The organism is Streptomyces sp. NPDC047000 (genome assembly GCF_040644295.1).
In the GTDB taxonomy this organism is placed as follows: Bacteria; Actinomycetota; Actinomycetes; order Streptomycetales; family Streptomycetaceae; genus Streptomyces.
Genome location: NZ_JBEYWE010000004.1, coordinates 83,196 through 96,843 on the forward strand (window position 1 = coordinate 83,196; position 13,648 = coordinate 96,843).

11 protein-coding genes are annotated in these 13,648 nt (G+C 73.8%); 5 read left to right on the plus strand and 6 right to left on the minus strand.

The genetic code is table 11. From position 1 onward, the window contains the following. Nucleotides 1–23: 23 nt before the first annotated feature. The gene (locus tag ABZ862_RS09150) at nt 24–2,108 is read right to left on the minus strand and encodes a YhgE/Pip domain-containing protein (protein ID WP_360954764.1); all 2,085 of its coding nucleotides are present in this window, start codon (nt 2,106–2,108) and stop codon (nt 24–26) included. Next, nucleotides 2,080–3,153: an ATP-binding cassette domain-containing protein gene (locus ABZ862_RS09155; protein WP_360954767.1), complete on the minus strand. Its 1,074-nt coding sequence runs from the start codon at nt 3,151–3,153 to the stop codon at nt 2,080–2,082. Before ABZ862_RS09155 ends, ABZ862_RS09150 begins: the two co-directional genes overlap by 29 nt. A 194-nt stretch (nt 3,154–3,347) precedes the next feature. Here ABZ862_RS09155 and ABZ862_RS09160 point away from each other — a divergent pair, with 194 nt between their 5' ends. The 3 genes from ABZ862_RS09160 to ABZ862_RS09170 all read left to right on the plus strand — a co-directional run bounded on the left by ABZ862_RS09160 (nt 3,348) and on the right by ABZ862_RS09170 (nt 5,651). Beyond that, nucleotides 3,348–3,923, plus strand: a complete 576-nt coding sequence (locus tag ABZ862_RS09160; protein WP_360954770.1) for an SAV_6107 family HEPN domain-containing protein — start codon at nt 3,348–3,350, stop codon at nt 3,921–3,923. Nucleotides 3,924–4,170: 247 nt separating this feature from the next. Then, complete coding sequence (locus ABZ862_RS09165; protein ID WP_360954773.1) at nt 4,171–4,983, plus strand: methyltransferase; 813 nt, start codon at nt 4,171–4,173, stop codon at nt 4,981–4,983. A gap of 278 nt (nt 4,984–5,261) precedes the next feature. Next, nucleotides 5,262–5,651: a DUF3040 domain-containing protein gene (locus tag ABZ862_RS09170; protein WP_360954776.1), complete on the plus strand. Its 390-nt coding sequence runs from the start codon at nt 5,262–5,264 to the stop codon at nt 5,649–5,651. 278 nt (nt 5,652–5,929) lie between these two features. Here the strand turns inward: ABZ862_RS09170 and ABZ862_RS09175 are convergent, their stop codons facing one another. The 4 genes from ABZ862_RS09175 to ABZ862_RS09190 form a co-directional block, all read right to left on the minus strand. Continuing rightward, nucleotides 5,930–8,314: a DUF3488 and transglutaminase-like domain-containing protein gene (locus ABZ862_RS09175; protein ID WP_360954779.1), complete on the minus strand. Its 2,385-nt coding sequence runs from the start codon at nt 8,312–8,314 to the stop codon at nt 5,930–5,932. Continuing rightward, nucleotides 8,311–9,684: a DUF58 domain-containing protein gene (locus ABZ862_RS09180; protein WP_360954782.1), complete on the minus strand. Its 1,374-nt coding sequence runs from the start codon at nt 9,682–9,684 to the stop codon at nt 8,311–8,313. Before ABZ862_RS09180 ends, ABZ862_RS09175 begins: the two co-directional genes overlap by 4 nt. Beyond that, on the minus strand, nt 9,684–10,688 hold the full coding sequence (locus ABZ862_RS09185; RefSeq protein WP_360955497.1) for a MoxR family ATPase: 1,005 nt from the start codon (nt 10,686–10,688) through the stop codon (nt 9,684–9,686). The genes ABZ862_RS09180 and ABZ862_RS09185 overlap by 1 nt, the downstream gene beginning before the upstream one ends. A 334-nt stretch (nt 10,689–11,022) precedes the next feature. After that, on the minus strand, nt 11,023–11,571 hold the full coding sequence (locus tag ABZ862_RS09190; protein ID WP_360954785.1) for a carbonic anhydrase: 549 nt from the start codon (nt 11,569–11,571) through the stop codon (nt 11,023–11,025). A gap of 411 nt (nt 11,572–11,982) precedes the next feature. On the opposite strand from ABZ862_RS09190, the gene rsmH reads away from it, so the two are divergent. Both rsmH and ABZ862_RS09200 read left to right on the plus strand, forming a co-directional pair. After that, nucleotides 11,983–12,939 (plus strand): 16S rRNA (cytosine(1402)-N(4))-methyltransferase RsmH, encoded by a 957-nt coding sequence (gene rsmH / locus ABZ862_RS09195; protein ID WP_360954788.1) that lies wholly within the window; start codon nt 11,983–11,985, stop codon nt 12,937–12,939. A 162-nt stretch (nt 12,940–13,101) separates the two neighbouring features. Further along, complete coding sequence (locus ABZ862_RS09200; RefSeq protein WP_360954791.1) at nt 13,102–13,644, plus strand: septum formation initiator family protein; 543 nt, start codon at nt 13,102–13,104, stop codon at nt 13,642–13,644. Nucleotides 13,645–13,648 lie beyond the last annotated feature (4 nt).

Here is a 13,648-nt window from a genome sequence, read left to right on the forward strand (position 1 = left end):
GGCTGCCGCCCCTCACCGGCCGGTCACAGGGTCAGCTCCGGGTGCAGCCGGCGCACCGTCCACACCTGCTGGCGCCGGGCGGACACGGTCGTCAGCACCAGGCAGCCCACCAGGAAGGCGGTCAGCACCGCGCAGGCGTGCCACACCGGCTGCAGACCGCCGCCCGAGATCAGCCTGCGCAGCGACTCGATGACGTACGTCATCGGCAGGAAGGGGTGGATCGCGGTGAAGAAGCCGGGACTGGTCTGGATGGGGTACGTGCCGCCCGCCGCCGTCAGCTGGAGCATCAGCAGCGCCAGGACGAAGACCCGGCCGGCCACGCCGAAGAGCGCGTTCAGCCACTGCACGATCGCCGCGAAGGAGACCGCCGTCAGGGCCAGGAAGGCGATCGTCCCCGCCGCCCGCGCCATCTGGAGGCCGATCGCCCAGTGCAGCACCGTCATCAGCGCCAGCATCTGGATCACGCCGACCGACGCCACCGGCAGCCAGCCCGCCAGCGCGATCCGCCGCGCGGAGGCGCCCGCGGCGAGGGCACGGCGGTTCATCGGCGGGATCAGCATGTACGCCACCATCGCGCCCACCCACAGGGACAGCGGGATGAAGAACGGGGCGAAACCGGTGCCGTAGTTGGGCGCCTCGTGGATGTTCTTCGTGGCGAGCTGCACCGGGTCCGACATCACCTGGCTGCGCAGATCGCGGTCGCTCTTGTCGTAGTCGGGGATCTGGGACGCGCCGTCGTGCAGTCCGCCCGCGAGCGTGGAGGAGCCGTCGGCCAGCTTGTACATGCCTCCGGAGAGGGTGTCCGCGCCCGCCTCGAGCTTGCCGACGCCCGTGTCGAGGGCGGTCGCCCCGCTGCGGGCCGTGCCGAGGCCGGAGTGCAGGGTCTTCGCGCCCGCGGCGACCTCGGCGGCGCCGTCGTTCAGCTTGTCGACCTTCTTCACGGCGGCGTCGAGGTCCGAGGACAGGTGCGGGGCGTCGTCGGCGAGCTGCCGGGCCTGCTCCTGGAGCGTGGCCAGGTCGCTGTCGAGCTTCTTCAGGTCACCGTGCTGGTCGGCGACGAGGGTGTCGAGGTCGTCGGCGATCGTGGCGACGTCGGTCGCGGCCTGCTCGGCCTTCTTGAGGTCGGCGCAGGCGTCGTCCGACGGCGTGGCGCTCTCGCAGCGGTCCCGGTAGACCGTGCCGAGCGTGTCGGAGGCGGCGTGGGCGCCCTTGGCGGCGACCGGGGCCGTCTTCACCAGCGTGTCCAGGTTGGCGCGGATCACCTTGGCGGAGTCGGCGACCAGCCGGGCGGTGTCGCCGATGGTCTTCTCGTTGTCCTTCAGGAACGGCCCGACCTTGTCGGTGACCCCGTGTACCTGGTCGGCGAGGGTCTGTGTGCCGTCCGCGACCTGCCGGGAGCCGTCCTCCAGGTCACCGGCGCCCGTGGTGAGCTTCTTCAGCCCGCCGGCCAGCCGCGAGCTGCCGCTCCTGGCGTCCTTCAGGCCCGCGGCGAGATCCTTGGAGCCCTGCTCGGCCTTGCCGATGCCGCCCTCCAGCTTGTCGGCGCCGTTCGCGGCCTTGACCGTCTCGTCGTGGATGGAGGAGAACGAGATGAAGATCCGGTCGAGGAACGACCGGGACGTCTTCGTGGACGCCGCCTTGCGCACCTCGCTGAAGACCGACCGGGAGATCGAGCCGATGATGTAGTTGTTCGCGTCGTTGGTGCGCACCTGGAGCGCGCCCGTCTCCGGCGAGTCGCCGGAACTCGACGCGATGCGCCTGCTGAAGTCGGCCGGCATGGTCAGCGACAGGTAGTAGGTGCCCTTCTCGACGCCCTTGCGTGCGTCCGCGGCGCTCACCTCGTGCCACTCGAACGTGTCACTGTCCAGCAGGCCCTTGGTGATGTCGGCGCCCGCGTCGATCTTCTCCCCGTCGGCGGTGGCGCCCTTGTCGGCGTTCACCAGGGCGACGGGAATGCGGTCGAGACGGCCGTACGGGTCCCAGAAGGACCACAGGTACAGGGCGCCGTAGAGCAGCGGCAGCAGCAGGATGGCGACCAGCGCCACCCGGGGCAGCTTGCCGCGGCCGAAGCGCAGGAGCTCAAGCGCGGCCAATTTCGGCAAACGCATCGGCCGACTCCTTCGCTGTGTCGGTCACGTCGTCCGTGACGTGGTCGGGGGTGCCGGCGGGATCGGAGGCGGCCACGAGGGTGGAGGCGGTGGCTGCGTCTGCGGCTGCGGGGGCCGGGGCTGCGGGGGTCTTGCGGAGGTTCACGGCCCCGGGGGCGCTGTTCTCCCGGTCCGCCGCGTCGTCGGCGACCGCTCCGGCGTCCGCGGCGGACGGGTCCGCCGGCGCACCGCCGGTGGTGCCGGTGCCGGTGTCGTCGGTGGTGCCGGTGTCGTCGGTGGTCCCGCGCGGGCGGCCGTCGCCGGGAGGCGGGGCGTCACCCTTGCCGCGCGGATCGCCGCAGCCGGGCTCACGGGTGGGGACCACGACGGCGCCCTCCGGGGCCGTGCTGCACACCGCGATCACCGTCGTCCCGTTCCCGGCGATGGACCTGAGGAGTTCCCACACCTCGGTCCGCTCGGCGTCGGAGAGCTTGAGGTCTGTGTCGTCCACGCCCAGCAGCCGGGGCCGGCCGATGAGGGCCAGGGCGATGGACAGCCGCAGCGCCTCGACCCGCTCCAGATCGCGTACGACGGTGCGGTTGCCCTTGGGCAGCGCCTCCCGGTCGAGCCCGGCCGCCTCGAGGGCCGCCTCGATGCGCAGCCGTGCCGCCAGGCGCCGCTCCCTGCCGGGCCGCATCAGCCCGCGCAGCGAGTCCCAGAACTGCCGCTGCAACAGCGCGCGTTCCCGCAGGTGCTCGCCCACCGTCAGAGCCGGATCGAGCTCGGTGACCCCGGCGACGTGCGCCAGCGCGCTCACCCGGCGGACCGCCGCCAGCTGCTTGGGCAGCCGGAACCCGCCGACGGTCGCGGTGCCCTCGGTGGCCTTCATCCGGCCGGTGAGGGAGAGCAGCAGACAGGTGCGGCCCGTGCCCGACGGCCCCTCGACCGCGATCAGCGAACCGGGATCCGCGTCCACGCCGATCCCGCGGAACGCGAAGCCGCGGGGGCCCTTGAGCCCGTACCCGCGGGCCGTGACGGCCAGTCCGCCGCCTTCACTACCCCGCATGACCCATCCCCTTGTTTCCCCAGTGCCCGGCGAGCCAGGTTTTTGAACTGACTGGTCAGTTCAAAAACTAACCCGAACTTGCGCTCGAAGCAAAACCGCAGGTCAGAACGGATTGTCAGTGGCATACCTCACGATGGGCACATACGGCACCATGTGTCAGGGCGTGCCGTCACCCAGACGACAGGAGGTTCGTCATGGCCAGCCACCACGGAGCCGCCGCCCACCGGCGCCGCGCCAGCGGCCCTGCCCCCTCACTGACCGGCCCGGCGAGCGACGTCCACCCCGTGCTGCGCAGGGCCACGGCCCCGCCCGCCGCCCTCGACCTGCTCGCCCAGGCACGGGCCGGTCTCGACGAGGCCGACGCCTTCGAGGCGCCCAACGAGCGCTACGCCACCGCCCACCTCGCCGCCCTGCGCACCGCTGCGGCGGTGCTGGCCGCACGGGGCCGCCCGGAGACCGCTCCGCGCCGCCGGGCCCGCATCCGGAGCGCCTGGGAGGTACTCCCCGAGATAGCGCCCGAACTCACCGAATGGAGCGCGCTGTTCGCCTCCGGCGCCCGCCGCCGCGCGCGTGCCGAGGCGGGCATCCGGGGCGCGGCCAGCCGTCGGGACGCGGACGACCTGATACGTGACGTGGAGATGTTCATCCGCCTCGTGGAGCGCATGCTGGTACTCCAGCCGGTCCTGCCCCAGCCCCGCCCGGACGCGGAGGCGCCCGACGTCCCCCGTCCGGGCCGGCACCCCGGGAGCGACCTCCCGGACGCGGGCTGACCGCCCCGGGCCCGCCGGCCGCCCCTACGGCTCCCGCCCGGCGTCCGCCCGGCGTCCGTTCTGCGTCCGTTCTGCGTCCGTTCTGCGAGACAGGGGGCGGCGCGGGTCGTCGCGGCGACCTGGCAGGGGCTGAGGCAATAGGGTGGACAGTGCCTATGGCCTCCCTCCTCCCCGCCTGCGGGGGCGGGAGGCGCCCCCGTTCGCGCCGCCGGGCAAGTGGCGGTGCTGCGCCGAGGAGTCAACTGCCGTGTCGGACCACCGCCCTCCCACGACGTCGCCGCGCTCCGACCCCTCCCGGCCCCGCGCCGCGCTCCGCACCGCCGTGGTCTGGGAGGTCCTCCAGGACGCCCTCGAACGCCGGGTGAAGGCGACCGGACGGGAGTCGCTGGACGTCCTCGACACCGGCGGCGGCAGCGGTAACTTCGCGGTGCCCGCCGCCCGTCTCGGCCACCGCGTCACCGTCGTCGACCCCAGCCCCAACGCCCTGTTCGCGCTGGAGCGCCGCGCGGCCGAGGCCGGTGTCGCCGACCGGGTCCGCGGCGTCCAGGGCGACGCCCACGGGCTCTTCGACGTGGTCGAGCGCGGCCGCCACGACGTCGTGCTGTGCCACGGCGTGCTGGAGTACGTCGACGACCCCGCCGAGGGCGTCCGCAACGCGGTGGCCGCGCTGCGTCCCGACGGCGTGCTCAGCGTCCTCGCCGCCGGGCTCGGCGGCGCCGTGCTCGCCCGGGCCCTCGCCGGTCACTTCAAGGAGGCCCGCCAGGCCCTCGCCGACCCCGACGGCCGCTGGGGCGCCGGTGACCCCGTGCCCCGGCGCTTCACCGCCGAGCAGCTCACCGGGCTGGTCGAGGGCGCGGGCCTCACGGTCGCGGCGGTGCACGGCGTACGGATCTTCGCCGACCTGGTACCCGGCGTCCTCGTCGACACCGAGCCCGGCGCGCTGGAGGCCCTGCTCAAGCTGGAGGAGGCGGCGGCCGAGTTGCCGGCGTTCCGCTCCGTGGCCACCCAGCTCCATGTGCTCGGCGAGACACAAGGGGCCCACGGGGCGGAGGGGGTCTGAGTCCCCTCCCGGGGCGCGGCCCCTGATCAGGGCCTTGTCCGTGGATGGAGTACGCCACAGACCGCCCGAACGGGCGACCTGGGCCGTATGATCGAGGTGGAACACCTGGCATGACGGGTCGGCCACGGGGGAATGGAAGCCTCAGTGGGCCGGGACGTCCGTGGCGGGATCCGGTTGGCCAATTGGCGCAGAGGGGCGGGTTTCACGGGGGCGATTCCCTGCCTATCCTGAAGGGACCCCCCGGGTCGCCCCGGCGACTGCACGATGAGGAGGACTCCGTGCCGCTCTCGGAGCACGAGCAGCGCATGCTCGAGCAGATGGAGCGAGCGCTGTACGCCGAAGATCCCAAGTTCGCGTCAGCGCTCGAGGGAAGCGGGCTGCGTACGTACACCCGGCGGCGGGTCTACCAGGCGGTCGCTGGCTTCCTCGTGGGTATTGCGCTCCTCATGGCCGGTGTGGTCGCGCAGCAGATCCCGGTCAGTGTGGTCGGCTTCCTCGTGATGCTCGGCTGCGCGGTGCTCGCCGTCACCGGCTGGCGCAAGGCCCCCAAGCCGGGCGAGCAGCCCGCCGGTGCCCCGCACGCCCGTCGCCGGCCGAAGCAGAAGCGCTCCGTGATGGACCGCATCGAACAGCGCTGGCAGCGCCGCCGCGACGAGCAGGGCCAGTAGAGCGGGACGGCCGCCCGCCGGGGTTCGGCCGCAGACGTCCGTGAGGGGCGGTCACCGACCGGTGACCGCCCCTCACGCGCATCCCTGACCCGAATCCACGCGCCCGCGCCCGCGCCTTCACCGACCGACCCGGCCCTGCCCGACCCGGTCCCGGCCCATGCGGTCCTGGGCCACCCGGTTCGGCCGAACCGGTCCTGGGCAACCCGCTTCCGGCCGGTCCACCGTGCCGCTCGGGCCCGCCCGGCCGGCCTCACGCCCGCGTCGCCGGAGCGCCGGTCTCAGCCCCGTTGCCCCGACGGTCTGCGCAGCCTCGGTACCGGGAGAACGGCCTTGACCCGCGCCGTCAGTGCCGCCCGGCGGGCCGAGAACGACCACGCCATGCGGACGGCCGAGCGGGGCGCGAACAGGGCCCGCAGCCGGGTGCCCCGGCCGGCGGAGGCCCGCAGGGCCGTCAGGACCCGGCGTGCCTCCTGAGCGAGCCCCGGCACCGGACGCGGCCGGGGCGCGTACAGGACCTGCTCCACCGCGTCCGCGATCCGGTGCACCGACGCCGCCGCGACCGGATCCAGACGCCCCAGCCGGACGAGGCGGGCCGCGGCGCCGCGCGGGGTCTGTGAGTCGTCCGGGAGGATCCCGAAGTCCCAAGCGGTGTCCGTGAGTTCCTGCCAGACCGCCAGCGTGTGCAGGGCCGCGTCCGCCTCCGTGCGGCCGCGCGCGCTGAGCCGTACCGCCCGGATCCGCAGCCTCCACAGCATCGGCGCCAGCGGGATCGCCAGGGCGGCGAGGACACCCAGCGCCAGCAGCACCGTCAGCCACCACGTCGGGCCGCCCCCGTCCCGCACGAGCGCGATCTGCGCCGACTCGCTCGGACACGCGCCCAGCTTGCGCTGCCGCGCCGTGCAGCTCTCGGTCGCCGAGGGCGCCGCGGAGGCCGACGGGCCCACCGCGCGGGACGGCAGGCCCGGATCCGGGACGGTGCCGCCGGGCGTCGTGGACTGCGTGTACGACGGCACCGTGCCCCGGCTGGGCGTCGGCTCGAAGCGGGTCCAGCCGACGCCCTCGAAGTACAGCTCGGGCCAGGCGTGCGCGTCCTTCAGCCCCACCGACACCGAGCCGTCCGCCTGCTGCGCGCCCGGCAGGAAGCCCACCGCGACCCTCGCCGGAATGCCCAGGGTGCGGGCCATCGCCGCCATCGCGAAGGAGAAATGGAGGCAGAAGCCCTCCTTGTCCCGCAGGAAGTTGGCTATCGCGTTCGTGCCCGTGCCGACCTTGACCGAGGTGTCGTACTGGAAGCCGCCCGTCAGGGAGAACCAGTCCTGGAGCCTGACCGCCTCCTCGTAGTGGCTGCTCGCGCCCTCCGTGACCTGACGGGCGGTCCGCTCCACCACCGACGGCAGCGAGTCCGGCACCCGGGTGTACTCGCGCTCGAACGCCTTCGACGGCTCCGGCGCCCCCGCCAGCTGTTCCGCGGTCGGCTGCACGGCCAGGCTGGTGACCGTGTACGACACGCCGCTGGTCGTCTGGCCCCGGACACCGGCCAGGAGCATGCCCACCGGTTCGTACCGCCAGTTGCCGCCGACCGTGACCTCGCTCGGCGGATACGGCATCGGCAGCCAGTCCTGGACGTACGACTCCGCCGCCACGACCCGGGTGGTGACCCGGGTGCTCCTGACGCCGGAGCCGAGGCCCGGCGGCGTCGGGAGCGGATCCGGCACGGACGTGCCGGGCCGCGGGGACGCCTTCCAGGTGGTGCCGTCGAAGATGTCCAGAGAGACGATGCGCAGATACAGGGAGGAGAGGTCGTCGCTGGTGGTCCGCAGTTTCAGGACCGTGCGGTCCTCGTCCACGTTCAGGTTGTCGCGCAGCGCCACCACCGGGTCGACCGCCGTGCCGCCCCGGCCGATGCCCACCCCGATGCCGGTCCTGGCACCGTCCAGCAGCCCGCCGTGCATCGCGGGCAGCGCGGCCGGCACCACCAGAGCCACACCCAGCGCGACCGCGCCGATCCGGCGGCCGGTGCGCACCGGCGCCACCGCACCGGGGGACGGCTCCCCGGGCGCGCGTGGCGCCCCGCCGAAGACCCGCCCCCACCGCGCGAGCCGGTCCCGGCCCTCCGCGAGCAGCAGCGTCAGATAACCGGCGGCTGCCACCAGGAACCACAGCCAGTCCGTGCCGCCGCCGGACAGCCCCGCCGCGACCACGTACGGCACGAGCAGCGGCAGACCGGCCGGGGCCGCGCTGCGGTAGGTCACCGCGAGGGTGTCCACCAGGAGACCGATCAGCAGCACCCCGCCGATCAGCATCAGCCGGATGCCGTCGGACAGCGGTGCCGGGATGGCGTACCGGCTCACGTCGTCCGTGCCCGTCTGCAACAGGCCGCCGAGGTGCCGGAAGGCGTCCGGGCCGGGCAGCAGCCCGGCGAAGGCGTACGCGCGGGCGAAGACCAGGGTCAGCAGGAGCAGCGTCACCAGGGCCTGCGCGGCCACGGTCAGCGGCCTCGCCAGCGGCACCCGCCGCGCCGCCGCACCCACCCCGGACTGCACCGCGAGCAGGAAGGCGGCCTGGATCAGCCAGGTCGCGGGGGAGACCAGCGGCAGCATGGCGCAGGCCGCCGCCAGCGTGGCCGCGGCCGCACACAACGCCACCCGGGCCTGCCCGCTCATGTCCGTACCTCACTCACGTCGCGGTCTCCGGTGCCGGGGCCCGTGCGTTCGTGGTCGGCCTGGCGCCACAGCGCCTCCAGGGAGGTGCCGCGCGGCACCCTCACCGCCGTCCAGCCCGCCTCGCGGAGCATCCGCAGCCGCTCCTCCGGGGAACGGGCGGGTGCGGGCACCTCGTCCGGCCTGCGGCCCCACCCGTCGCCGTCCAGCAGGAACGCCACCGCGCCCCCGCTGCGCCGGCGCATCTTCGCGGCCACCGCCGCCTGTTCCTCGTCGAGGTCGCCGAAGAAGGCCACCAGCAGCCCCTCGTTGCCGCCGCGCAGCACGTCGTAGGCCGGCGACAGGCCCTCGCAGTCGGAGTGGTCGATCACCGCGAGGGTGTCCATCATCAGCCCCGCCGCGTCCGCCGACTGCTGACCGGTACCGGCGAACCCGTCGGTGCCCTCGCCGGGTACCGAGTTCCCGGTGTCCGTGAGCAGCCGTACCGCGAAGCCGCGCTCGAGCATGTGCACCAGCACCGACGCGGCGCCCGAGACGGCCCACTCGAAGGCCGAGTCGGGCCCGGCGCCCCGGAAGGCGCTCCCGCGCGTGTCCAGCAGCACCGTGCAGCGGGCCCGCTGGGGCTGCTCCTCACGGCGCACCATCAGCTCGCCGTAGCGTGCGGTGGAACGCCAGTGCACCCGGCGCAGATCGTCGCCGTGGCGGTATCCGCGCGGGATCACGTCGTCCTCGCCCGCCAGGGCCAGCGAGCGCTGCCGCCCGTCGCCGTAGCCCCTCGTCTCGCCGCTCAGGCGGATCGGGGACAGCGGCTCGACCCGCGGGACCACGGTCAGCGTGTCGTACGTCGAGAAGGCGCGGGTCAGTTCGCACATCCCGAACGGGTCGGTCAGCCGCAGCTGGAGCGGCCCCAGCGGATAGCGGCCCCGCAGATCGGAGCGGACCCGGTAGGACACCTCACGGCGGCCGCCCGGCTCCACCCGGTCCAGCACGAAACGGGGCCGCGGCCCGAGCACGTACGGCACCCGGTCCTGGAGCATCAGCAGCCCCGTGGGCATGCGCGACACGTTGTCCATCCGCAGATGGACGCGCGCCTCGCCCGCCGCGGGCACCCGCGAGGGGGAGAGCCGGCGGCTGGCGGCGACCCGGTACCGCGTGCGGTACAGGACCCCCGCGCAGATCAGCGGCAGCACGGCGAGCAGCAGCCCGACCCGGAGCAGATCGCTCTGCCCCAGCACGTACGCGCAGATCCCCGCCGCGATCCCGGCCGCCAGGAAGGAACGGCCACGGGTGGTCAGACCGGCCAGCGCGGTCCGTACGCCGCCTTTCTCCCCGCGGTCCGGGCCCGGCCGGCCCGCCGGCCCCGGGGAGGTCATCACAGCCCCCGCGGCGGCCGGCCGTACGCGGGCGCCCCGCGGCCCGGCCCGCCGCCGAAGCCGCTCTGCCGCGCCGGCGCCGTGGGCACCGGGGTGCGCTGCAGGATCTCCTGCACGATCTGCTCGGAGGTGCGCCGGTTGAGCTGGGCCTGGGCGGTGGGCAGCAGCCGGTGCGCCAGGACGGCCACGGCGAGGGCCTTCATGTCGTCCGGCGCCGCGTAGTCCCGGCCGCAGAGCGCGGCGGACGCCTTCGCGGCGCGCAGCAGATGCAGCGTCGCGCGCGGGGAGGCGCCGAGTCTCAGCTCCGGGTGCGTGCGGGTGGCGGCGACCAGGTCCACCGCGTAGCGCCGTACCGGCTCGGCGACATGGACGCCGCGCACCGCCTCGACCAGCTTCAGGATGTCGTGCGCGTGCGCCACCGGCTGGAGATCCTCCAGAGGGGAGACCCCGCCGTGCACGTCCAGCATCTGCAGCTCGGCCTCGGCGCTGGGGTAGCCGACCGAGACACGGGCCATGAAACGGTCGCGCTGCGCCTCCGGCAGCGGATAGGTGCCCTCCATCTCGACCGGGTTCTGCGTGGCCACCACCATGAAGGGGCTGGGCAGTTCGTAGGTCTGCCCGTCGATGGTGACCTGGCGCTCCTCCATCGACTCCAGGAGCGCCGACTGGGTCTTGGGCGAGGCGCGGTTGATCTCGTCGCCGATCACGATCTGGGCGAAGATCGCGCCCGGCTTGAACTCGAAGTCCCGCCGCTGCTGGTCCCAGATGGAAACGCCGGTGATGTCCGACGGAAGCAGGTCGGGCGTGAACTGGATACGGCGCACCGAACAGTCGATGGACCGGGCGAGCGCCTTGGCGAGCATGGTCTTGCCGACGCCGGGGACGTCCTCGATGAGGAGATGCCCCTCGGCGAGCAGCACGGTCAGCGAGAGCCGTACGACCTCGGGCTTGCCCTCGATCACCCGCTCCACCGAACCGCGGACACGCTCCGCGACGGCGGTCAGGTCCTCCCCCGCCCTCGCGTACGTCCGAGCGGGGGCACCCCCTTGGCTCGCCCGATCGTCATAGGTCGTCACCCGGCCCTCCTCGGCCCGTTCTTACCGGGCCGACGCTCTGCGGTGCGGACCGGCCCTCCCCGAAACACGAACACCACGCGTGAAGAGTTCCGCGTGACGCCACAAGCGCATTCTTGTTGCCGTTACCGGTTCGTGTCACTCGCCTGTGGACAACTGGCCTCGGAATGTCCGCCTTGCCGGTTTTTTGCGCAGAGTGTCGCCTTGTGGATGACCGGATGTACCGTCCGGCCCGTCCGGCCGGCACATCCGGACGCCCCGTCCGTCAGGCCGGGTCGACCTCGGTCAGCAGACCGGTCCGCACGTCGAAGACGAAGCCCCGCACGTCGTCCGTGTGCAGCAGGAACGGCGAGGTGCGCACCCGCTGCATGGACTGCCGTACGTCCTGCTCGACGTCGCGGAACGCCTCCACCGCCCAGGCGGGACGCTGGCCGACCTCCATCTCCAGGTCGTGCCGGAAGTCCTCGGTGAGGGACTGCATACCGCAGCCGGTGTGGTGGATGAGGACCACGCTGCGGGTGCCGAGCGCGCGCTGGCTGATGGTCAGGGAGCGGATCACGTCGTCGGTGACCACACCGCCCGCGTTGCGGACCGTGTGGCAGTCGCCCAGCGACAGGCCGAGCGCGGCGTGCAGGTCGAGACGGGCGTCCATGCAGGCGACCACGGCCACCTGGAGGACGGGACGGGCGTCCATGCCGGGATCGGTGAACGCGTGGGCGTAGCGCTGATTGGCCTCGACGAGGCGGTCCGTCACGGTGCCGCCGCCCGTTATGGCGCCTTCAGACCCGGCGGGAACTGCTGCGGAAGTCGTCATAGTCACGACCGTACTGGTCAAGGGCCGTTCGGTCCTGCTGTGGAACGGGACAAAGAACGTCATCGTGACTTGTTGTGAATAACCCCACACGAAGGGCGAGCGCTGGACCGTACGGGTGATTCCGAAGGAATCACGGGACGGCCCGGGACGGGGCGCGACGCGCAGCCGGTTGATTGACCGCGCGACACGGTCGACTAAAGTGACGCGGAGCGGGAGGCGAGGCTCCCCCTGCTGCCGTCCCGGGGACCCCGGTGACGCTTTGGAGTTCACCCGCGTGCGCGGCGCGTACGTACGGCCCGGCCTCCTCCCGCTCGCGGCCGGCCGACGCCTCCGGCGCCGGCGGGCCCCCTTCACGGCCGAGCGGGCGGGGACCCGGTGGTGCGTCCGGCCCGCCGGACCTGAGAGGGCCCCTTGAGCAACACTCGACATGTCCCGGTGATGCTCCAGCGCTGCCTGGACCTGTTGGCCCCCGCCCTCACCGCCCCGGGGGCCGTGGTCGTCGACTGCACACTCGGTCTCGGCGGCCACAGCGAGGCGCTGCTCACCCGGTTCCCCGAGGCCCGGCTCGTGGCGCTCGACCGTGACAAGGAGGCACTGCGCCTGTCCGGCGAGCGTCTCGCGCCGTTCGGCGGACGCGCCACCCTGGTGCACGCCGTCTACGACGAACTGCCCGCCGTGCTCGGCAGGCTCGGCATCCCGCGCGTCCAGGGCGTGCTGTTCGACCTCGGCGTGTCGTCCATGCAGCTCGACGAGGCGGAGCGCGGGTTCGCCTACGCGCAGGACGCCCCGCTCGACATGCGCATGGACCAGACGGCCGGCATGAGCGCGGCCGAGGTCCTCAACACCTACCCGCCCGGTGACCTGGTGCGCATCCTCCGCGCGTACGGCGAGGAGAAGCAGGCCAAGCGGATCGTCTCCGCGATCGTGCGGGAACGCGAGAAGGAGCCGTTCACCACCAGCGCGCGGCTGGTCGAGCTGATCCGGGACGCGCTGCCGCAGGCCGCCAAGCGCACCGGCGGCAACCCGGCCAAACGCACCTTCCAGGCGCTGCGCATCGAGGTCAACGGCGAACTCGCCGTGCTGGAACGGGCGATCCCGGCCGCCGTCGGCGCACTCGCCGTCGGCGGACGGATCGCCGTGCTCTCGTACCACTCGCTGGAGGACCGGCTGGTCAAGCAGGTGTTCGCGGCAGGGGCCGCCACCACCGCCCCGCCCGGTCTGCCCGTCGTGCCCGAGCGTTACCAGCCCCGGCTCAAGCTGCTCACCCGTGGTGCCGAACTTCCCACCGAGGACGAGGTCGCCGCGAACCGGCGCGCGGCCCCGGCCCGGCTGCGCGGGGCCGAACGCATCAGGGAAGCCGTGGAGTAGGGATCGGACGGATCGTGGAGCGAGCGCGATGACGGGCGTGCGGGGCGGCGCGGGCGGGCCCAGGGCCTGTCCGGCGGACCATGCCGCGCAGGCGGGGCGAGGGGCGCCGCCGGTGCCCTCCGGCGTGAGCCGCCGGGCGGCCACCGGCTCCCGGGAGGGCATGTGAGCGGGACACCCGAGCTGAAGGGCCGGGCCGCGCGGCTCGCCCGGCTGTTCCCGGCGGGCCGGGGACGGGCCGCCAGGACGCCGTTCGTCCTGCTCGTCGTGCTGCTCCTCGGCGGCGGCCTGATCGGGCTGCTGATGCTGAACTCGGCGCTCAGCGCGGGGGCGTTCCGGATGGACGATCTCCAGAAGGACACCAAGAACCTCACCGACGAGGAACAGGCCCTCCAGCGGGACGTCGACTCCTACTCCGCGCCCGACGCCCTGGAGCGCCGGGCCCGGGAACTCGGCATGGTCCCCGGCGGCGACCCGGCCTTCCTGAACCCCGACGGCACGGTGAAGGGCTCCCCGAGCCCCGCCCCGGCGGCGGCCGCCGCCCCCCTGGTCCTGGCCCCCGAGGCCCTCCGCACCACCGCCCCGCCGGCCGCCCCCGTGCTCCGGGCCACCCCTTCGGCCGCCCCGGCGCTCCCGGCGACCCCTTCGGCCGCCCCCGCGCTCCCGGCGACCCTCACGGCCACCCCGACCCCGACCCCCGGCAGGTGACGGA